The sequence below is a fragment of the Acinetobacter sp. AKBS16 genome, assembly GCF_002899995.1.
GTDB lineage: Bacteria > Pseudomonadota > Gammaproteobacteria > Pseudomonadales > Moraxellaceae > Acinetobacter > Acinetobacter baumannii.
The window spans coordinates 107,468-128,126 of record NZ_POYH01000047.1 but is presented as its reverse complement, the minus strand read 5'-3'; the positions used below and the strand labels follow the sequence as shown (position 1 = coordinate 128,126).

Genomic DNA, 20,659 nt, shown 5'->3' with positions numbered 1-20,659 from the left:
AGGCCGGCTATGGTCAAATATGCCCCCTTAAAAGATGACACAAGCAATAATTTGGAGTTTGGGAATGAATATACCCTTAATCATCAATATTGTGGTTTTTGTCGGGTTAATATTTTTACTCGCCCAAACACGTAAAACGGACTGGAGCTTATCTAAAAAAGTTCTAGCTGGCTTAATTTTAGGTGTAGTGTTTGGTTTAGGACTACATTTGATTTATGGCGGTGGCCATCCGATTCTTGCTGAATCTATTAGCTGGTTTAATATTGTTGGTAACGGCTATGTAAAACTTTTACAAATGGTCGTGATGCCTTTGGTCTTTGTTTCGATTTTAGGTGCGGTAGCGAAGCTACACCAAGCTTCTTCTTTAGGAAAAATCAGCTTCTACACCATCGGGACTTTGTTATTTACCACACTCATCGCTGCGCTGGTTGGGGTATTTGTGACGAACTTGTTTGGTTTAACTGCCAAAGGTTTGGTACAAGGAGCGGCTGAAACAGCTCGACTTACTGCAATTCAGACCGACTATGTGGGTAAAGTAACAGACTTAAGCGTACCGCAATTTATTCTTTCTTTTATTCCGAGTAACCCTTTTGCTGAGTTAACGGGTGCAAATCCGACTTCAATTATTAGCGTGGTTATCTTTGCTGTCTTTTTAGGGATAGCAGCACTCAACCTAATGAAAGATGACGCAGAAAAAGGTCAACGTATTCTGACGGCTATTCAAACATTACAGTCTTGGGTAATGAAGCTTGTTCGTTTAGTGATGACACTTACACCATATGGTGTTTTTGCCCTAATGACGAAAGTTGTGGCAAGTTCAAATGTCGCAGATATCTTGAACCTAGGTGGTTTCTTGGTGGCGTCTTATTTAGGTTTGGCGATTATGTTCGTCGTGCATGCCATTATTTTGACTCTGACCGGTGTTTCTCCACTTAAGTTCTTCAAGAAAGTTGCTCCGGTTCTAACATTCGCGTTTACGAGTCGTTCAAGTGCTGCAAGTATTCCACTTAGCATTGAGGCGCAAACTCGTCGTTTGGGCGTGCCTGAGTCTATTGCAAGTTTCTCTGCTTCTTTTGGTGCCACTATTGGACAAAATGGTTGTGCGGGTTTATATCCAGCCATGCTCGCAGTCATGGTTGCGCCAACTATGGGTATTAACACCCTAGACCCAATGTGGATTGCTTCGTTAGTGGGTATTGTGACTTTAAGTTCAATTGGCGTAGCCGGCGTTGGTGGTGGTGCAACTTTCGCAGCATTGATCGTACTTCCTGCTATGGGCTTACCTGTAACATTGGTTGCTCTTCTTATTTCAATTGAACCACTCATTGATATGGGACGTACTGCGTTAAACGTAAATGGTTCGATGACTGCTGGTGTAGTTACAAGCCAATTTATGGGGCAGACCGACAAAGCTATAATGAATAGCGAAGATGAAATTGAATTAACTCAACATCATTAAGAGTTAATATTAAACGGCTCTCCACTCTGGATGAGCCGTTTTTTTATATGTGTAACTTGCAACTGTGATGTTAATTTTTAAAAAACTGTATCTATTTTTCTTTTAAATAATTTTCGAAAATGAGCCTATTAAGAAAGAGAGCACTAACATGAAAATGTATCAAGTCGATGCTTTTACCAAAGAGCTATTTCGTGGAAATCCGGCTGCTGTGATTATTGGAAAAGAGTGGCCAAATGCAGATTTAATGCAAAAGATAGCACTTGAAAATAACTTATCTGAGACTGCTTTTGTAAAAATTATAGACTCTGAAAATTATGAAATACGCTGGTTTACTCCAACGGTTGAGGTGGATTTTTGCGGGCATGCGACTCTTGCGAGTGCTTTCGTATTATTTAAAGATTTTACTGAGAAAAAGACTCTTAATTTTCATGTACGAAACTTAGGTTTGTTTGTAGTTCATCAAGATGAAGACGGCAAAATCAGAATGGATTTTCCAATTCGTAAAGCTCAGCAAGTTGAAGATTATCCGGCTATTTTACGTCAAGCATTAACAAAACCTTTTAAAGCGGTTTATCAAAATATTCAAGCCTACATTGTTGAATATGAGTCAGTGCAAGATGTGTTAGATGAGCAACCTGACATGAACTTACTTAAAGCCTTAGGTAAGCGGACTGCAATTACAACTACAGCAATGGATGTTGCAATCACCTCAAAAGCTGACGATCAATATGACTGTGTTTCTCGTTATTTTGCACCTGTCGCAGGCATTGATGAAGACCCGGTTACTGGTTCAATTCATACCGCAATAGCGCCACTATGGGCAGAGAAACTCGCTAAAAATAATATTGTGGCCTATCAGGCTTCTAGCCGTGGAGGCGTATTGTATTGTAATGTCTTAAATCAGGAACGTATTGAAATTTCGGGATATGGCAAACTTTATATGCAAGCCGAAATTTTTCCTTAAAATATAAGGCCGTTTAAATAAACGGCTTTTTTTTCAAATCTTTACTATGAAAGTCAGCTCAAATTTCCTACTATAGTCACACAACTATTGATTTTTTATTATTCAAATTAATTGGTATTTATATGTTTATGCAGTTTAAACAACTGACTCTCTCCCTATGTATTTTTGGTTTAAGTGCTGCCTCTTTTGCACAAACAACATTAGTAAAAAGTAAGCAAAATGTTGAGGAATATAAATTAGATAATGGTTTTCGGGTAGTGCTTGCGCCGAATGACAAAGAAAATAAAATCTTTATTAATACCATTTATTTAACGGGTTCTTTAAATGATCCACAGGGTAAAAGTGGTTTAGCACATTTACTCGAACATTTAGCATTTAAAGGCACGCAAAATGTAAAAGGTGAAGAATTCCAACGCCGTTTAGATCAATATACGTTAATGACGAATGCGAGCACGGATTACTATTCAACCAAATACACCAATATTGTCCGTCCAGAAAAAACAGCACTTGATCAAGTGCTGTACCTTGAATCTGAGCGCATGGACAAATTAGTTCTACAAGAAAAATTTGTGCCTTCTGAAATTGAAATCGTAAAGCGTGAACGTGAAGTCCGTATGGATCAGCCTTTTGCTGTCTTGATGGATCAAATGTGGAAGTCGGCTTATGGTAATCAATATCTAGGTCGATTACCGATTGGTGATTTACCTGAGCTTAAGTCAATTAAAATGCCTGAGTTGAACCAGTTCTATCGCAGTTGGTATGCGCCTAATAATGCGGTCATGGTGATTTCAGGCAAGTTTGATAAAACTGATGTTTTGAAAACGATAGACCAATATTTTAGCCCAATTCCTGCGCGAGCTGTGCCTAAGCCTGTTCAAGTACCTGTGTTAGATTCTACAAAACTCAAAAACCGTGAGTTTGTGGTGAAAAAGGGCAGTGATTTGGCCAAATTCCATATCTATATGGATGGTAAAAACACAAAAATTCAACCGGAACTGGCTTTCGCACCTATGTTGTATACCATGCAGCCAAGTGGTCATTTGTACCAAAATATGGTTGAAACAGGTGTTAGTACAGACGTTCAGGCATCAACATGGCTAGATCAAGATTTTAACGTCGTATTTTTAGGTGCTATTTATTCACCAAAAAATGACCCTAAAAAAGTTGAAAGCGCTTTGCTCTCTGGAATTGAAAAGGGTAAACCTTTTACAGAGACTGAGCTAAATCGTGTAAAAAGCTTAATGAAAACGCAAGGTGAGTTAGTCAATAAAGATGCCGTTGCTTTGGGTTCCCGTTTAAGTGATTACACTGTAGCGGATGGGCAATGGGACCAATATTTTAAAGATTTAGATTCAATTGATAAAGTGAAGCTCAATGAGGTAAATCAAACCTTAAAACAGTTCCTTGTTGCAGGTCATCGTATTGATGGCGATATTTTGCCAACACCAGAAGACCAAAAGAAAGCATTACAACTCGACGCAAAAGATAAGCCTAAAACATTAGATCAAACAGATGTTAAAGCAGAGCCTTTAAAAGATCCGAAAGTTTATCAACAAGAAGTTGCCGAGTTTTTAAAAACGTCTAAGCAATATGCCGAAAGTAATGAGAAAAAAATCCTTCGCGGAAAGCTTAAAAATGGAATGAAGTATGCTTTATTCCCTGTAGAAACCCGTGATGATCGTACCTATGCCACCATTACTATGGATTTTGGTACAGAGAAATCTTTATTCGATAAAGGTACGGTTGTTGATTTAACTTCATATTTATTGCTTCGCGGTTCTGATAAATATAGCTTGCAAGATATTGCCGATAAATCGATTGATGCAGGTGGCGCAGCTTATGCGAGTGCCGATGGCAATGGCATGACCATTAATATTCAATCTAAAACTGAAAAGTTCGATGAGTTTTTCAAGTTTGTTCTAGAGGTCATGAAAAATCCTAAATTTGAACAATCTCAATTTGATTTAATTAAATCTCAAAGCTTATCTAGTCTTGATCGTCCTTATACAGAACCGGATGTGGTAGCAGGTCTAACATTATCTCGCTTAGTAGAAGAATACCAGCCAGGTGATTTGCGTTATCACTTTGAACCGGAGCTGGCTAAAAAACAATTAAAGAATGTGACTCAAGAACAAGTCAAAGAGCTTTATCAGCATTTCTTTGCCATGAATCATGCGCAAATTGCGATTACAGGTGCATTTGATGCCCAAAAAATGAAAAAGCTATTGAATCAAGAGTTCGGAAGCTGGAATAGCAAACAACCGTATGAAAAAATCTTGATTCAGCACGTTGATTTCCCTGCTCAGCAAGTACATGTCTTATCTGAACAACGTGAGTTTGGTAGTTATCAAAGCGTACTTGCCTTACCAGTTGGGAAAAACCATCCTGACGCTTCTGCATTAATTTTAATGAATTACATTTTGGGTGAATCTCAAATTTCATCACGTTTGGCTCAAGAGCTTCGTGAAAAAAATGCATTGGTATATGGTTTTGGTACTGGTTTGCAATTAGATCGAGACACGAATGTAGGTGCGTTAAGCATTAGTGCAAATTATACGGCTGGTCGCTCGGCACAAGTTTCTGCTTCAGTTCATAAGGTTTTAAATGACTTAATTACTCATGGTATTACAGAGCAGGAGCTTGCAGCAGCGAAGGCGGATATTATGAAGAAACGTGTTACTGCCTTAGAAGATGAACGTAATATCCACGGTATGTTAAATCTAGAGCTTGAGTCAGGTAAAACATTACTTGACCGTGTTAAACATGACCAAGAGTTAACAAAGTTAACGGTTGCTGATGTGAACGCAGTTATTAAAAAATATATTAAACCTTCAAATCTTGTTGAAGTTATGGCTGACCAGTATGGTCAAGCACAAAAGCAGTAAATAATTGCCAAATAAAAAGCCACATGAAGTGGCTTTTTATTTGAGTGTTAAAATATTTTAATGGTCGTGTTTGTGAGTATGAAAATCTTCATTCTTACGGAAACGTAAGTAGTTATCGAACTGTTCACAATACTCATCAAAGTTATCTTCAAGCATCATTTGGAACTGTTGAAGAAGGTAAGACATCACCTGATCTTTTGCATCACGCATTTCATTACCATCTTTAAAATTATTAGCAGCCACCCATGTATTAAAACGAGCAGTTGCAAATAACATGGCTGCGCTCACTTGACCGCGAAGCTCAGCCGGGTCTGGCTTTTGGCCTTTAGGCGGGCGACAAAAATCATTTGCTTGTTTAATGAATTCATCCGCACGCTCAAAGAAAACAGCATTTAACGCTTCTTCTTCAGTAATATCTGTTGCATTAATCTTTTGAGACATGACTTATTCCCGCAAAAATAGAGCTGCTTATTATAGGCAAAGCCTTGCGGAAACAAAACCTTTGCCTTAGTCTGTAAATAGCCTAAGTATTGGGAGTTTTAATATGCAAGATGCAATTGCCGTTCAAAGTCTAAAAACAGACATTGCTTTATTACGCCAGCATATTTTTCCACCCCAATATTTGGAGCATGTAGAAGGGCTGCCAATTTATTATGGTTTGCAAGAAGAAGTCTTGGCCTATTACCAACAATGGAAAGATTTAATAGAAAGGGCACAAGAGCTTTTTCAACCTTTTATGGAAGATGAATTACCAGATGCAATTCATTTACCAAGCCATCTAAACTTACCCTTATTCTTTTTCCATGTAGACCGAATTCGGATTAATAAAACACGCGCAAAAGAATCAAAAACTTTCCGTGGTGTGGCCAGTCTTATTGAAAAATGTGGGCAGTTTGACACAGACCAGATATTTACCATGCAAGAATGGTTGCAAAGTGATGATACAGCAGCGCTAGTTGCACACCGTGAATTTATTGATTTACGGACGTATGTATTCCAGCATGGTCAAAGTGAATATACGCGTTCACGGTTTTATACCAATGGTATTGTGTTAGGGGTAGAGCCACACTTTAAACTCGTCGATGCTCGCGATAAACCAAGAAAACAGCGTAGTGATAGCTATAGCGATCCATTAGCAGATAACGGTGTATGGAAAGTATTTGGTAAATATAGATAAAAAGTCGCGGCATATTTGCCGCGACTTCAAGATTCTTACCAAAATGTTTTTGCCTGTTTAAATTTTTGCAAAGCTTCGGCAGACTGATTTTGTAAATAAGGTTGTTTGGCTTTAACCCATCCTAATGCAAACCAAAAATGTGGGTCGTGTTCAATCGTTTTATTAAATAGATCTTCGGCAATAAATAAGTCGTTATAAAGTCCTAAAGTATTTTGCACAGGCTGTAATTGTTTTAAAAACTGCTGAACATTTTTACGAGGATATAAGCTCGATATAAACTCAATGCAGTAACGAAGCTGTTTGGCTTTCTTGCGCGTTCTGTGCTGTTCGGTGACTTCAAGCTCAGTGAAATGATTGGCATTACTCACCACTTGATGATGTAACTTATCTAAGCTTTTTCCTATATATTTTTTCAATTTTCCTTTGGCGTTTTGATCGTCTTCTTCTGAATAAGCAAATGCTAATAAGGCAAGTATAAGCTTAATGGTGTCTGCTGATTTAAACAGTGTGGCAAGATCTTTTAATGGCTGTTCAGAGATCGGAAGTAAAAGCTCAGGTGAACCATGCTGCACAATCATAGGTAAAATTTCGGTACGAATAGCATCTTCATCTCGCGTGTCCCCAAGCTGACGGAACAGTTCGGCAATTTGCTCTTCCCACACCGGGTTTAACTCGTCTGACCATGCTGAAAAATGTTTTAGTGCACTACGTAAACGGCGTAAGCTTACACGTGCCTGATGAATGTGCTCAGCCTCGGCAACTCCATCGGCAATTGCGGCCATGTTAGGCAAGAATTGTCCCAAACAGTTTTCTACAATCTTTTTGAGTGCCTGTTCTGCTGAAATGTCTTTATCTAAGTTCAGATTTTTTGCGTGAACAGCCGGTGAAGCAGCTTGCCCCAATGCGAGTAAATTACCGCGCTCGGCTTTACTTCTCACATCGAGCCAAAGTTCATAACGATTAATCCATTGCTGAGCAAATTGAATAAGTGTTTTAACTGCACCTTGTTTAAGTTCGAACTCAACTTCGCAAATTTTGCTTTGTGCGGTTGCTGTTTTTACGGCGCCGTCATCAAGACAGACTTCAATTGCTGTGTCATCTGCTTCAAAAACATGATAGGTACGTTGTACATCAGTCTCAAACTGTAAGCTTAGCTTTTCGACTTCAGAGCCTAAAGCTTGAGTAATCAAATCTGTGACGGCTTTATTGTCTTTATATAACTCAAGGTTTAAGTCAGGTTCTTGATCGCATTTTCCTAAAAAAACTTCTTCTTCGACACGATGTAAATGACTTTGGCCGGCAGCCTTAAAGGTTTGTACCCACAGATCATTTTCTTTACGTAAGCGTAAGGCCATACCATTTTTTGCAAGTAGGCGGTCTGGCGTATCGTAATACTTGGCCTGTAAATGAATATACTGTGCTTTATGTTTTTTTAAATATTGCTGGACGGTTTTTTTCTTCGATTCAGGTAACTGAAACTTAAGCTCAACTTCAACCATAACAGATCTCCCTGAATCAGGTATTTAAACTATCTTGAATAAGTATAATAGCTTAGCGCTAAAAATAATGTTTTTGATAGAGAAAGTTACAATCAAACATATGACGCTACACTTTTATTTAGGTGTACAATCAGGTGATGTTTTGATCAAATAAAAATCAGGAAGATGATCGTGAATGCACCCGTAAATTTTAATCATGAAACTCAGCCAGAGTTTGAATTACCTATTAAAAACTATCAGGAATTTTATCGTTTTTATTTAACTGAACACCGTAACATTATGAGTAGGCGCTTACATGCGGTGGGCAGTAGCATTGGTCTATACTTTTTTTCAAAAGCTATTCGTAAGAAACAGGCCAAATACTCACTCTATGGTTTAGTTTCTGGCTATGCATGTGCATGGGTTGGACATTTTATGTTTGAGAAAAATAAACCTGCGAGCTTTAAACAGCCACTTTATAGCTTTATTTCTGATTGGCGAATGCTCTCTGATGTTGCGACTGGTCGATTAAGTTTAATTGATCGCAAGCACGATAAAATTCCAAGTTAATTTTTATTTCTATTTTTAATATACCGATTGGTACTGGTAAGCCTATATCAATCGGTACTTATGATGACTTATAAATCCGTTATACTAGCGAAGTTTTTAAAAAGCGAGAGTAGAGTATGCGCGGTTTATACCTCATTACCAATGATGACCCAATCCAATTATTATTAGAAAAATTAGACGCCGCACTCGCAACCCGTCAAATCGCAATTTTACAGTACCGCCGTAAAAAAATAGACAAAGCCGAACAGCCTGCTGAAGTTGAACAGATTAAACAGTTATGTGAAAAATATCAGATTCCTTTTGTCATTAATGATGACCTAAAACTGGCTGCTCAGTTTGGTTTAGGTGTGCATTTAGGCCAAAGTGACGGTGAAATTACCGATGCAAAATCGCAGTTACCAGAAGGTGTCATTATTGGCCGTACTTGCTTAAACTCTTTAGAGCTTGCTCAAAAAGCAATTGCCGATGGCGCAACTTATGTTGCCTTTGGTGCGGTTTATGCAACTGCCACTAAACCGGAAGCTGGCAATGTAGGTATAGAAGTGATTAAGCAAGCAGCAGCTCAATATGATTTACCTATTTGTGCAATTGGTGGTTTGACTGTTGAAAATTCAAAACCCGTGATTGAGGCTGGAGCTGACCTCTGTGCAGTCATTAGTGATATATTAGGTCGATCAACTGCTGAAATTCCTGCCCGTGTACAAGCGTGGGCACAATTATTTTCTTAAGCTTTCAAAATTATTTTTTAGATATTTAAGACGAGCATTTCCATGAGTTTATCTCCAAAGCAAGAACAGTTATTTAAACAAGCCAGCAAACACATTCCAGGTGGTGTGAACTCTCCGGTACGTGCCTTTAATGGCGTTGGAGGCACACCGGTTTTCATTGAGAAGCCAAAGGTGCGTATTTGTGGGATGTAGATGGTAAGCGCTATGTAGATTATGTTGGCTCTTGGGGACCAATGATTTTGGGCCATGCTCATCCGGATATTATTAAGGCTGTGCAAACAGCAGCAGAAGATGGCTTAAGTTTTGGTGCACCAACCGTACATGAAACAACATTGGCAGATATCATTTGTGAAATCATGCCATCTATTGAATTGGTACGTATGACCAACTCTGGTACAGAAGCGACTATGACTGCTATTCGTTTAGCACGTGGTTATACTGGGACAAGATCGTGAAGTTTGAAGGTTGTTACCACGGACACTCTGACTCATTGTTAGTAAAAGCAGGTTCTGGTTTATTAACTAAAGGTGAGGGCGAACCAACATCAAAAGGTGTACCAGCTGATTTCGCTAAACACACTTTAACACTGCCATATAACGATGTTGCAGCATTAAAAGAATGCTTTGCTAAATTTGGTCATGAAATTGCAGGCGTCATTATTGAACCTGTCGCAGGTAACATGAATATGGTGAAACCAATTGATGGTTTCTTACAAGCGATTCGTGATGTGTGTGATGAATACAAATCTGTATTTATTATTGACGAAGTAATGACAGGTTTCCGCGTTGCATTAGGCGGTGCTCAGTCAGTTTATAACGTTAAACCTGACTTAACGACTTTAGGTAAAATTATTGGTGCTGGTTTACCTGTAGGTGCCTTTGGCGGTAAGCGTGAAATCATGGAGTGCATCGCACCTTTAGGGGGTGTATACCAAGCGGGGACTTTATCTGGTAATCCACTTGCTATGCGCGCTGGTATCGAAATGTTTAAACATTTACGTCAACCGGACTTTTACAGCAAGTTATCTGCTCAACTTGAAAAGTTACTTGCAGGTTTACAAGCAGCAGCAGATGAAGCGGGTATTCCATTTAAAACTCAGCAAGCTGGCGCAATGTTTGGGCTTTACTTTACTGACCAAGAAGACATCACAAGCTTTGACTCTATGTTGGCATGTGATATTGAAGCTTTCAAAAAGTTCTTCCATGGCATGTTAAAACGTGGCGTAAACTTGGCACCGTCAGCATTTGAAGCAGGCTTTATTTCATCTGCTCATTCTGATGAAGATATCGAATTTACCATTCAGGCTGCAAAAGAAACCTTTGCCGAAATGAAGTAAGCAAAAAGGCCCGTTTTAAACGGGCTTTTTAATTTGAGCTATTTTATATTTGTAGAGAACAATGTTTTATCCCTTACCTCGAAAAATCCAGTTAGCCGCAAGTACTTCAAATTGGCCTATTGAATCTACGCAAAGCATATTGCTCCTAGTCGGGCTAGATGATCTTGAAAATATATCTGATTGGGCGCATCAGCCATTAGCCGATCATTTAGAAATACTAAGTAAAAGAGCACAAGCACTCGAAATTCCGGTCATGATGATTCAGTCATCTCAACTTCAACAGGCCATGTTACAGCTTGGGCAGCACTTGTCATCAAACACTCAGGCACAGGTAATTATGGCGGGGAATTTATCACCGCTATTTAAGCAAGTCATGCAGCTTGTTTTATCCATTACCGATTATGTAGCTGTTGTAAATGATGCAATCTTGGCGAGTAGTTTAGAGCAGCATATACAATGGATTGAAAAAATAAGTTTTGACCATATTCAACATATAAACACGCAGACTTTAATGCGCTTATGGTCTTTAAGTGCGCCGTCATTACAGGTGTTGTCCGATAAAGGAATTTTATTGGCAGTTGCTGAACAGATAGGGCGACATCCAATGGAAATTCATCCCGAAATAGATTTAAGAAACTATGGTCTAGACGCTTCGGGAGTCAATTATTTGGTGGAATTATGGCGTGCTAATGGTGCGAGCCTAACTGTTGATGAGTTGATGCAAACTCCTACATTGCAACATATTATGCAGTTATTGAAGCGCTAATCGGCTTTAGCCGTAATGTGATTCATAATATTTGCAAATTCTGTCGTTAATTTACCCGAACGGCATTGTAATTCGGACGTAAGCTTTTTATTATTGCCCGCTTGTTTTTCATCTTGCCTTGGGAATACAACTTTGAGTGATTTTCTAAGTGAACATCTGATCTATCGTGATGATGATTTTATGGTGATTCATAAACCTTCGGACATCTTGAGTGTGCCAGGGAAAGGTGATTTACATGACAGCGTTTTGACAAGACTGGTGGCAATTGAACCACGAACTTTGCTCATTCACCGCCTTGACCGTGATACTTCGGGTATTTTGGTTTTTGGGTTATCTAAGCGTGGACAGAGTGCGATTGCACGCCAATTTCAAGACCGTCAAACTTCGAAAATATATGAAGCGCTAGTTGCTGGTCATTTAGAGGGTGAAGGGACAGTTGATATCCCTGTCGTCTATGACCCGAGTCGACCACCTTTACATATTGTCGATGCTTCTCATAACAAACCTGCTTTAACACATTGGCAGGCAATTGAACATTTCCAGATTCAAGGACAACCGGTTACGCGTGTCAAATTAACACCGATTACCGGTCGTTCTCATCAACTCCGTGTACACATGCAATATCTGGGACATCCAATTGTAGGTGATACATTGTATGCAACACCGGAACAATTACTTGTTCCTCGTCTGTGCTTGCATGCTAAACAGTTAAGCTTTAATCATCCTGTCACAGGGGAATCATTAACTTTTAACTGTCCTGTACCGTTTTAATGTAAAAACTTTCGATGAGTAATTTTTGTAGCGAAACAATTTAATTGGTTTTTGCTGCAAAATTTTGCTTTAAAGACTACATAAAAAGATGCAAAAATAAGCTACTTTGCATCGTACAATATGTAGTGCGAACTTGAGAAAAAGGTGGAAAAATTGCAGCAGTATGCTATTGGTCAACGTTGGCTATCAGATACAGAGACTGAGCTCGGTTTAGGCGTTCTTATTGATGTAGATGAAAGATCTGTCAGCATTTTATTCCCCAAAAGTGATGAAACGCGTGTTTATGCACGCAACAATGCACCGCTTTCTCGCATCATCTTTAACACAAATGATGAGGTTCAAGACCAAGAAGGTCAGAAGTGGATTGTTGAGTCGGTTGAAGACCGTCATGGTGTTTTGCGTTATAACGTGGTTCGTACTTTAGAAAATGGCGAGCAAGAACGTAAAGCGCTAAACGAAACACGTATTGGTGCACAAATTCAATTATCAAAACCTTTAGATCGTTTGCTGGCAAGCCAGATTGATTATAAAGAGTGGTATGACCTACGCATTGAAGCAATGCTGATGCAGGCGCAAATGCAAACCAGCCCATTACGCGGCTTGGTTGGGGCGCGTGTAGGTTTAATTCCGCATCAGCTCTATATTGCACATGAAGTCGGTAAACGTTTCGCACCGCGTGTTTTACTTGCTGATGAAGTAGGTTTAGGTAAAACAATTGAAGCTGGTTTAATTATCCACCAACAGCTTAAAACCGGCCGTTCTGAACGTATCCTGATTTTAGTCCCTGATTCTCTTCAGTATCAGTGGATGATTGAAATGCGACGCCGTTTCAATTTGCAATTTTCTCTGTTTGATTTAACCCGTACTGCATCTATCAAAGAACATGATCCAGAACTTAACCCGTTCTTAACTGAGCAATGCATTATTGCCAGCGTCGACTTGATGGTGGACCATGACGATTTGCGTGAGCAAGCATTAGAAGCTGGTTTCGATTTACTCGTCGTCGATGAAGCACATCACTTGATGTGGAGCGAAGAAGAGGGTGGTAACGATCGTTACGACTTGGTTGAAGAGCTTGCTGAAAATACGGCAGGTGTATTGTTGCTTACTGCAACGCCTGAACAGCTGGGTGTGGAAAGTCACTTTGCGCGTTTACGTTTGTTAGATCCACAGCGCTTTAGCAGTTTAGAGCGTTTCTTGGATGAAGAAGCTCAATATCAGCAAACTGCGCAAGTTGCAGAAGTGCTTATGTCGGATGAGCCTTTAACTCAAGAGCATTTATCTGCTTTAGAAGGTTTGTTAGGTCATTCAATTGAAGACCAACCTGAGCAACGTTTCAGAGCGATTCATGAGTTGTTAGACCGTCACGGTACAGGTCGTATTTTATTCCGTAATACGCGTGAAGCGATTCAAGGCTTCCCTGGCCGTGATTGCCAACCTGCGCCTTTACCTGCGCCAGCAGATTGGTCAAAAGACGGTAAATTACGCGAACAAATGTGGCCAGAAGAAGCACAAATTGATGGCTCATGGATGCAAAATGATCCGCGTGTACCGTGGTTAATGGAAATTCTACGTAAAGAACTTAAGCATAAAAAAGTTCTTTTAATTGCCCGTAGTGGTCCTGTTGTCGAGTCTTTAGAAAGTGCGCTTCGTTTGCATGCAGGTATTCGTACAGCCATGTTCCATGAAGGTATGAGTTTGCTTGAGCGTGACCAAGCGGCTGCTTACTTTGCAGAAGAAAGCTACGGTGCTCAAATCTTACTTTGTTCAGAAATTGGTTCAGAAGGCCGTAACTTCCAGTTTGCGAGTGATTTAATTTTATTTGATTTGCCTGCAAACCCTGACGTTTTAGAACAACGTATTGGTCGTTTAGACCGTATTGGTCAAGAAAACCGTATCCAGATTCATGTACCGTATTTAATGGGCACCGCTCAAGAGCGTATGTTCCGTTGGTATAATGAAGCATTAAATATTTTCAGCAATATTTCTCCAACGGCTCAAACGCTACAAGAAAACTTTATTGTTGAATTAAAAGATTGCTTGCTTGCCGACCAAGGTCAAACATTTGAAGATTTACTTGAAGAAGTTAATGTTCAACGCCAAGCTTTAGAAGCAGAGTTACAAGCTGGTCGAGATCGTCTGCTTGAGTACAATTCATGCCGTCCTATCGTTGCACAAGAAATTGTTCAAGCGTTAGAAGACTATGATGACAACACAACGCTGCCTATGTTTGTGAAGCGTTTCATGTCTTCAACTAATATTGACTTTGATGAGCAAAGTAACGGTACAGTCATTATTCGTCCAACCGACCAGATGCAAGTGCAAGGTTTGGCATTAGACGAAGAAGGTATGACTGCGACTTTCTATCGTGACCAAGCGCAAATGCGTGAAGACGCTCAGTATCTAACTTTGGAACATCCGTTTATTGAAAGTGTCATGGAAATGATCCGCACACAATCATTTGGTAGTACCAATGTTGCTGTGCTTAAGTCCAATGCATTAAAGCAAGGTTCGGTTTTACTTGAAGTCTGGTTTAAAGTTGATGTGGTGGCACCAAAATCCTTGAACTTGCCATCAAGCTTACCAAAACAACTTATTCGCGTATTGTTAAGTGAGAATGGTCAGGACTTATCTGAAAAGATTGATCCAACCATTTTAAAACCTTATTTGCATCACTTAGATGGCAATAGTTGCCGCCAAGTGGTTAAAGCCCGCCGTGAAGTGATTGAAGAGCGTTATAAACAAGCGCTTGATATTGCTAAAGAAGGTTTACCTCAGCTTCAACAGCAGGCAAAAGAGCATTATGGTAATAAATGGCAATATGAGATTGATCGTTTAACTTACTTAAAACAGTTCAACCCGAGCATTCGCCAAGACGAAATTGAGCGCTTACAGAAGTTGCAAAAAGAAGGTTTAAGCTTGCTTGATGGCTTAACCGTAACACCTGAAGCGATTCAAGTGCTTGTAGTAGTTAAACCATAAGCAATAAGTAATAAAAAAGCGCCACACAGGCGCTTTTTTTATTGAGTAAATTTAAGTTAAATCAATCTGGCATCTTTTAATTCTAGTTTTAAATAAGCATAGAAAATCGGTGCTGCAATTAAGCCACTTAAGCCAAAGATTGACTCGAAAATTAACATGGCCAATAAAATTTCCCATGCATTGGCATTAATTTTATGACCAATAATTTTGGCATTAATAAAGTATTCTAACTTGTGAACTAATACGAGGTAGAGTAGAGCAACACCTGCTAGACCGAGTGAAATTGTAAGAGCCGCAATAAAAGTTAAAGTATTTGAAATTAAATTCCCTAAAATTGGAATTAAGCCAAACATAAAGGTAAGAATGGTTAAGGTTTTGGCGAAAGGTAAGTGAACACCCCAGATCGGCAATAGTACAAAAGCAAATAATATAAAGAGTAGCGTATTAATCGCTGAAATTTTAATTTGTGCAAAAACTACATTTCTAAAAGAAATTGATAATTTTTGAATACGTTGGATCAGTAAGGATTTGAAAACAGGTTGGGGTGTACGTCGGTGAAAGCCGTGAATAGCAACCAATATACCGATAATAAGACCCATCACCATAGTCACTAGATTATGCAAAATATCGGAACTGGCATTTTTTAATGTAGTCACGTTATCTTTCATAAACGCGAATATTTCATCTTTCAGTTCTGTAACGCTATCTGGAATATAGCCCGGTAAATATTTCCCAATCTCCGCTTGTAAGTGCAGTAGTGTTTGGTCGACTTTACCGTTAATACTATGTAAACCGACTCCTTTTAAATCATAAACTACAAAGCTAATTAAACTTGTAATGAAAAAGGCAAGAAGAGAAATAGTAATAATACTTAATAAAATACTAATAAAAATGCGGGCTCTTTGACCATCAATATAACGTTCAACAATAGAGCTTAAACTAATAATAATTTCATAAATGAGAAAGCCTGCAAAAAAACTTGCTAAGAGATGCAAGGGGATAACCGAAAGCAAAAAAATGCCCATCAGAATATAGCTTGCAATCAGGCTTTGACGATTACTCAAACTTTGCATGTGAATCCCTGAATAACGTGGGGAAGTATTGATATGTATTGCTAGAATTATTTACTTATACTCTTGCATCTAAGCTGCTTCAATCTATGGTTTATATTTTTATTAATCAGCAGGCACAGGTGTATAAAAAATGGCTTGTAAAATCACAAACCATTTTATGTGGAATCTATCTTATTTTTGCTTCGTCTAGATGACGGGCACCTTCTAAAATCATTCTGATCATAACCATTGTTTGTTCTGCGACTTCCGCACGCTGATCAATAGGAAGGTCAATCACTTTGGCACCCATGTGAAAAACAAGTTGTGTAATTGCTTTTGCAACAAGTTCAGGATGGTATAGATGATTGTTATTGAGGCGTTCTAAGCGAATTAAATCTTCTTGTAGCTCTTGCTGAAAGAAGTTGAGCTGTCGATCTACAGCAGCTTTATAAGAAGCGGAACCTGTAAAACCTTCTCGCAACAATAAACTTAAATTACCTTCATCAGCATCCAGCTGTTGCAGAAAAATTTCTACAGAACTACGAATAATGCTGTCTTGCAAAGATGCACGAAGGCGAGCTTGACGAATAATTTTACGTAAAACGATACCGGCACGGTCAATGAGTGAAATAGCTAACTCATCAATATCTTTAAAGTGACGATAAAAACTGTTTGGGGCAATACCGGCTTCTCTTGCAACTTCTCGTAAGCTGAGTGAGGCAATACTTTTTTGTGGACCAATCAGGTTAAGAGCTGCCTGAAAAAGTTCTTCTTTCGTAATCGTCGCTTTTCTTCCAACAGAACGCGTTACTGTTTTTATTTCAATGACATCTTGTGATGAGGTTGTGTCATTTGGGCTCTGAGAAAGTGAGGTTTGGGTCATGTTTTTCAATATATTCTTAAACTGTCTGGATTATAGCGTTAGACAGGGAACTTGTGAAATTGTAATTAAAAGTACGAGTGTATATACAAATATATATACATGTGTATAATAATTAAAAAAGAGCGACAGAGCCCTCAGTTATGCAAGCAATCGAAAAGAGAAATTCTCTATTCAATTCATTAACACAAGCTGTATTTGACAAAAATATGGCGAACTTCTGGCTACAAAAAATAAATCCTTTATGGTCTGTGCAGCATGGACTAGTTCAAATTGTAAAAAAAGAATTCGTAGCTCATGACACTGTGAGCCTGACATTAAAATGCAACCGCTTGGTGAAAATGGGCGCAGCAGGTCAACATCATCCAGTGATTGTTGAAATCGCGGGCCGTCGCTATGAACGTACTTATAGCTTGACGCAAATTGATGCAGAGCACTTACGTTTAACAGTTAAAAAAGTTGCTGATGGTATTGTCAGTAACTGGTTTATTGCAGAAAGCAAAATTGGTGATGTTTTTGAGCTTGGGCAGCCTTATGGTGACATGCAACAAAACATCCAGACACCGAAATTAATTATGTTGGCTGCTGGTAGTGGTATTACACCAATGTTGAGCTTAATCACAGCAATTAAGCAAAGCCAACAGTTAGAAAAAACGCAGGTTCAGCTTTTATATTGGGTCAAACAACGTTCTGATGCTGCTTTTACAGAGTACTTTGAACAAGTGGCTGAACAAAACCCAAACTTTAGCTATCAGGTGTTTTACACACAAGAAACGCCAAATGATGAACGTTTAAATGCCGAACATCTTGCACTGGTTGAAGGTATTGAAAACAGCACAGTTTATGCATGTGGTCCATCGGGTTTTGTTTCAACTGTTGAACAGCTTTTTGAAAAAGCACTAACTGTACTTACTGAAGCATTTAGTTTAACTAATGAAAGTTCTGCGGATGACATTGGTTATGTGAATGTCACATTAACCCAGTCTAATAAAGTGATTGCAATTCCTAAAGGCCAATCCATTTTGGTCAGCCTTGAGCATGAAGGCCTTAAGCCGACACATGGCTGTCGTATGGGAATTTGTAATAAATGTGTTTGTAGTAAAACGCAAGGTTCTACACGTAATTTACTAAACGGTAGCCAAAATACGGAACCAAGCCAATTACTTAAAATTTGTGTGAACTCAGCACAATCCGATCTAGTTATTGATCTTTAAGAGAGAACTCTTATGAATATGCCAGTGAAAGTCGAATATTTTAAAAATCCTAAAAATCGAGATTTGACTCCAGCAGAACTTGAAGCATTTGCAAAAGAGCTTGATCAGATCAAACAAGAAGTATTGGATGATTTGGGTGAAAAAGACGCTAAATATATCCGCCGTGTCTATGCTGCTATTCGTTATAGTAGCTTTTTAGGCCGGGCTTGTTTATTTGCAGGTTGGTTCCCGCCAGCGTGGATTTTAGGTACGGGTTTATTAGGTTTCTCTAAAATTATGGAGAACATGGAGCTCGGCCATAATGTTATGCACGGTCAATATGACTGGATGAATGACCCGAAATTTAATGGTCAAACTTATGAATGGGATACTGTAGGTACCTCTGATAACTGGCGTCAAACCCATAACTATAAACATCATACTTATACCAATATTAAAGGTATTGATGATGACATTGGTTATGGCTTACTTCGCTTATTCCCTGAGCAACGTTGGAAGCCTGGGTTCTTATTGCAGCCTATTTACAGTATTCCATTTTGCTTATTGTTCCAGTGGGGCGTAGCAATTCAGAATCTTGAAATTGGGCGTGTACTTTACAAGCGTAAAACTAAGGCACAATTTTTAGAAGAGTTAAAACCAGTTAATAAAAAGATTGGCAAGCAACTCTTTAAAGATTATGTTTTCTTCCCTCTTATTGCAGGGCCGGCAGCATTACCAGTATTTACAGGTAACTTGGTCGCAAATGGTCTTCGTAATATCTGGACCTTTAGTATTATTTTCTGTGGTCATTTCACGAAAGATGCAGAAGTGTTTCCAAAATCTGTTTTACAAGAAGAAAGCCGTGGACACTGGTATATGCGCCAAATTCGTGGTTCTTCTAACTTAACAGGTTCAGAAGCATTCCATATTTTGTCTGGTCACTTAAGTCATCAAATTGAACATCACTTATTCCCAGATATTCCTGCTCGTCGTTATCGCCAAATGGCTCCAAAAGTTGAGGCGGTTTGTAAGAAATATGGCTTGAACTATAACAATGCCAGCTTTGTTAAGCAGTTTGGACAAGTGGTTGGACGTATTGTGAAATATGCGTTCCCATTTAAAAAATAAGATAAAAGAGCCCTGAGAATTCAGGGCTTTTTTTATTTCTTTTTAGAAATCCACATGGTAATTGTGGCTTGAAATACTTTATCTTTGTGAGTGTCGTAAATATCTACGTTGACTAAATATTCTCCAGCTTTTTCCCAGTTATAATCAGCTTCCACTGGTGTAGCAATTGCAATTAAGTCTGTTTCAGCTTTTTTTAAATATTCAACAGTCATTCCTTTTGGAATCCAGCGATGGGTAGATGGGACAGTAACTTCTGTCATTGTTCCACCCGCCAGTTCAGCCATATTACACATCGCAATCGCATGGACTGTTCCAATGTGGTTAAGCACAGAACGCTTCTTCTTAATAGAAATTTCGCAATAATTCGGTTTTAACTCAATAAAAAGAGGGGAAATACTGCCGAAATAAGGTGCTTTTAAGCACAGCATACGAGAGAAAGTCCACTTGCCTTTAGGAAAAGCAGTTACTTTATTCCAGAGCTCTAATGTGGTTGCCATAATTTGACTTCCTTTAATTTTAAAAATACAGAATATTATTCTGTTTAAGAATATAGTTCTGTTTACAAATATGCGTCAAGTCATTCAAAATATCTCCGATGACTGGTCAGAGAATACAAAATGGTATCTGCTCAAAATTTATTAGAACGCTTATATCCTGGAAGAAGAGCTGCTTTAAAACGACAAATATTATTAGATGCTTTAGATTGTTTTTTAGAGCAGGGCATTGAAACGACTAGTATTGAAATGATTCGTGCCAAATCAGAAAGTAGCGTTGGGGCGATTTATCATCATTTTAAAAATAAAGAGGGTATAGTTGCGGCCTTATTTTTTTCAGCTTTAGATGATCAAACAGCTCTGAGAGATGAATATTTAAAACAGTCCAAAACATTAAAAGATGTTGTAGAAGCTCTAATTTATAGTTATGTGGACTGGGTAAGTGAGCAACCGGAATTTGCAAAATTCTTAATTACTGCGCGTTTTAACATTATAGAGGGGGAGGAACAGCAACAACTTACACAAAAAAATAAGAGTAGAAACCAAAAGATATTTAGCTTGATTTCAAACTTTGAAGAATTTAAAGCATTTAGTTTAATTCCACATGAACTTTTGCTTTCATTAGTGATTGGTTCTACAGAGAGCTATTGTCGTGCTTGGTTATCACAACGTGTAAAAGCTGACCCCAAAGACTATAGAGAAATTCTGGCAAAAGCAGCTTGGAATTCATTACAGGATTTGCGTTTAGAACATTAATAGCGAGCAATAAAAAAACCGCATGAAGAATGCGGTTTTA

Annotated in this window: 17 protein-coding genes and 1 pseudogene; 13 read left to right on the top strand and 5 right to left on the bottom strand. The window is 38.7% G+C overall.

All coding sequences use genetic code 11. The annotated features are described in order from the left end of the window. Nucleotides 1-64 precede the first annotated feature (64 nt). The 3 genes from C1642_RS08195 (at nucleotide 65) to C1642_RS08185 (ending at nucleotide 5,308) form a co-directional block, all read left to right on the top strand. The gene (locus tag C1642_RS08195) at nucleotides 65-1,459 is read left to right on the top strand and encodes an L-cystine transporter (RefSeq protein WP_001025080.1); all 1,395 of its coding nucleotides are present in this window, start codon (nucleotides 65-67) and stop codon (nucleotides 1,457-1,459) included. 148 nt (nucleotides 1,460-1,607) lie between these two features. Continuing rightward, entirely contained in the window at nucleotides 1,608-2,423 is an 816-nt protein-coding gene (locus C1642_RS08190; protein ID WP_103236177.1) for a PhzF family phenazine biosynthesis protein, read from the top strand. A 122-nt stretch (nucleotides 2,424-2,545) separates the two neighbouring features. Then, the gene (locus C1642_RS08185; protein WP_000480987.1) at nucleotides 2,546-5,308 is read left to right on the top strand and encodes a M16 family metallopeptidase; all 2,763 of its coding nucleotides are present in this window, start codon (nucleotides 2,546-2,548) and stop codon (nucleotides 5,306-5,308) included. 57 nt (nucleotides 5,309-5,365) lie between these two features. Here C1642_RS08185 and C1642_RS08180 read toward each other — a convergent pair whose 3' ends face one another. Further along, nucleotides 5,366-5,749, bottom strand: coding sequence for a DUF3144 domain-containing protein (locus tag C1642_RS08180; RefSeq protein ID WP_000078676.1), 384 nt, complete (start codon nucleotides 5,747-5,749; stop codon nucleotides 5,366-5,368). Between the two features lie 103 nt (nucleotides 5,750-5,852). Between C1642_RS08180 and C1642_RS08175 the strand changes: the two genes are divergently transcribed. Next, nucleotides 5,853-6,485 (top strand): hypothetical protein, encoded by a 633-nt coding sequence (locus tag C1642_RS08175; protein WP_001149995.1) that lies wholly within the window; start codon nucleotides 5,853-5,855, stop codon nucleotides 6,483-6,485. A gap of 35 nt (nucleotides 6,486-6,520) precedes the next feature. Here the strand turns inward: C1642_RS08175 and C1642_RS08170 are convergent, their stop codons facing one another. Further along, nucleotides 6,521-7,984, bottom strand: a complete 1,464-nt coding sequence (locus C1642_RS08170) for a CYTH and CHAD domain-containing protein (RefSeq protein ID WP_031997826.1) — start codon at nucleotides 7,982-7,984, stop codon at nucleotides 6,521-6,523. Nucleotides 7,985-8,149: 165 nt separating this feature from the next. Here C1642_RS08170 and C1642_RS08165 point away from each other — a divergent pair, with 165 nt between their 5' ends. The 6 genes and pseudogenes from C1642_RS08165 (at nucleotide 8,150) to rapA (ending at nucleotide 15,116) form a co-directional block, all read left to right on the top strand. Next, nucleotides 8,150-8,533 carry a DUF962 domain-containing protein gene (locus C1642_RS08165; protein WP_086377799.1) on the top strand — a complete coding sequence of 128 codons (384 nt, stop codon included), beginning with the start codon at nucleotides 8,150-8,152 and terminating at the stop codon, nucleotides 8,531-8,533. Between the two features lie 116 nt (nucleotides 8,534-8,649). Continuing rightward, nucleotides 8,650-9,261 carry a thiamine phosphate synthase gene (gene thiE / locus C1642_RS08160; RefSeq protein ID WP_001214800.1) on the top strand — a complete coding sequence of 204 codons (612 nt, stop codon included), beginning with the start codon at nucleotides 8,650-8,652 and terminating at the stop codon, nucleotides 9,259-9,261. A 42-nt stretch (nucleotides 9,262-9,303) separates the two neighbouring features. Next, nucleotides 9,304-10,597: pseudogene (gene hemL / locus C1642_RS08155) on the top strand (glutamate-1-semialdehyde 2,1-aminomutase). 61 nt (nucleotides 10,598-10,658) lie between these two features. Next, nucleotides 10,659-11,363, top strand: coding sequence for a phosphopantetheine-binding protein (locus tag C1642_RS08150; RefSeq protein ID WP_000499854.1), 705 nt, complete (start codon nucleotides 10,659-10,661; stop codon nucleotides 11,361-11,363). 132 nt (nucleotides 11,364-11,495) lie between these two features. After that, on the top strand, nucleotides 11,496-12,134 hold the full coding sequence (locus C1642_RS08145) for an RluA family pseudouridine synthase (protein WP_001279315.1): 639 nt from the start codon (nucleotides 11,496-11,498) through the stop codon (nucleotides 12,132-12,134). Nucleotides 12,135-12,278: 144 nt separating this feature from the next. Next, complete coding sequence (gene rapA / locus C1642_RS08140) at nucleotides 12,279-15,116, top strand: RNA polymerase-associated protein RapA (protein WP_025467756.1); 2,838 nt, start codon at nucleotides 12,279-12,281, stop codon at nucleotides 15,114-15,116. Nucleotides 15,117-15,172: 56 nt separating this feature from the next. Here the strand turns inward: rapA and C1642_RS08135 are convergent, their stop codons facing one another. Together C1642_RS08135 and fabR are read right to left on the bottom strand one after the other, a co-directional pair. Next, nucleotides 15,173-16,189 carry an AI-2E family transporter gene (locus tag C1642_RS08135; protein ID WP_001191208.1) on the bottom strand — a complete coding sequence of 339 codons (1,017 nt, stop codon included), beginning with the start codon at nucleotides 16,187-16,189 and terminating at the stop codon, nucleotides 15,173-15,175. 166 nt (nucleotides 16,190-16,355) lie between these two features. Then, complete coding sequence (gene fabR / locus C1642_RS08130) at nucleotides 16,356-17,051, bottom strand: HTH-type transcriptional repressor FabR (RefSeq protein WP_021511048.1); 696 nt, start codon at nucleotides 17,049-17,051, stop codon at nucleotides 16,356-16,358. Between the two features lie 140 nt (nucleotides 17,052-17,191). On the opposite strand from fabR, the gene C1642_RS08125 reads away from it, so the two are divergent. Both C1642_RS08125 and C1642_RS08120 read left to right on the top strand, forming a co-directional pair. Next, entirely contained in the window at nucleotides 17,192-18,262 is a 1,071-nt protein-coding gene (locus C1642_RS08125; RefSeq protein WP_103236176.1) for a ferredoxin reductase, read from the top strand. Nucleotides 18,263-18,274: 12 nt separating this feature from the next. Next, complete coding sequence (locus tag C1642_RS08120; protein WP_001057073.1) at nucleotides 18,275-19,369, top strand: fatty acid desaturase family protein; 1,095 nt, start codon at nucleotides 18,275-18,277, stop codon at nucleotides 19,367-19,369. A gap of 32 nt (nucleotides 19,370-19,401) precedes the next feature. Here the strand turns inward: C1642_RS08120 and C1642_RS08115 are convergent, their stop codons facing one another. Then, entirely contained in the window at nucleotides 19,402-19,866 is a 465-nt protein-coding gene (locus C1642_RS08115) for a hotdog fold domain-containing protein (protein ID WP_000246245.1), read from the bottom strand. A gap of 120 nt (nucleotides 19,867-19,986) precedes the next feature. On the opposite strand from C1642_RS08115, the gene C1642_RS08110 reads away from it, so the two are divergent. Next, nucleotides 19,987-20,619, top strand: coding sequence for a TetR/AcrR family transcriptional regulator (locus tag C1642_RS08110; protein WP_000253006.1), 633 nt, complete (start codon nucleotides 19,987-19,989; stop codon nucleotides 20,617-20,619). Nucleotides 20,620-20,659 lie beyond the last annotated feature (40 nt).

Coding starts and splice junctions, on each gene's coding strand:
- C1642_RS08120 (WP_001057073.1), top strand. CDS start 18,275: ATGAATATGCCAGTGAAAGTCGAATATTTTAAAAATCCTAAAAATCGA.
- C1642_RS08110 (WP_000253006.1), top strand. CDS start 19,987: ATGGTATCTGCTCAAAATTTATTAGAACGCTTATATCCTGGAAGAAGA.
- C1642_RS08125 (WP_103236176.1), top strand. CDS start 17,192: ATGCAAGCAATCGAAAAGAGAAATTCTCTATTCAATTCATTAACACAA.
- C1642_RS08165 (WP_086377799.1), top strand. CDS start 8,150: ATGATCGTGAATGCACCCGTAAATTTTAATCATGAAACTCAGCCAGAG.
- C1642_RS08180 (WP_000078676.1), bottom strand. CDS start 5,749: ATGTCTCAAAAGATTAATGCAACAGATATTACTGAAGAAGAAGCGTTA.
- fabR (WP_021511048.1), bottom strand. CDS start 17,051: ATGACCCAAACCTCACTTTCTCAGAGCCCAAATGACACAACCTCATCA.
- C1642_RS08115 (WP_000246245.1), bottom strand. CDS start 19,866: ATGGCAACCACATTAGAGCTCTGGAATAAAGTAACTGCTTTTCCTAAA.
- thiE (WP_001214800.1), top strand. CDS start 8,650: ATGCGCGGTTTATACCTCATTACCAATGATGACCCAATCCAATTATTA.
- C1642_RS08190 (WP_103236177.1), top strand. CDS start 1,608: ATGAAAATGTATCAAGTCGATGCTTTTACCAAAGAGCTATTTCGTGGA.
- C1642_RS08150 (WP_000499854.1), top strand. CDS start 10,659: ATGTTTTATCCCTTACCTCGAAAAATCCAGTTAGCCGCAAGTACTTCA.
- C1642_RS08170 (WP_031997826.1), bottom strand. CDS start 7,984: ATGGTTGAAGTTGAGCTTAAGTTTCAGTTACCTGAATCGAAGAAAAAA.
- C1642_RS08175 (WP_001149995.1), top strand. CDS start 5,853: ATGCAAGATGCAATTGCCGTTCAAAGTCTAAAAACAGACATTGCTTTA.
- C1642_RS08185 (WP_000480987.1), top strand. CDS start 2,546: ATGTTTATGCAGTTTAAACAACTGACTCTCTCCCTATGTATTTTTGGT.
- C1642_RS08135 (WP_001191208.1), bottom strand. CDS start 16,189: ATGCAAAGTTTGAGTAATCGTCAAAGCCTGATTGCAAGCTATATTCTG.
- C1642_RS08195 (WP_001025080.1), top strand. CDS start 65: ATGAATATACCCTTAATCATCAATATTGTGGTTTTTGTCGGGTTAATA.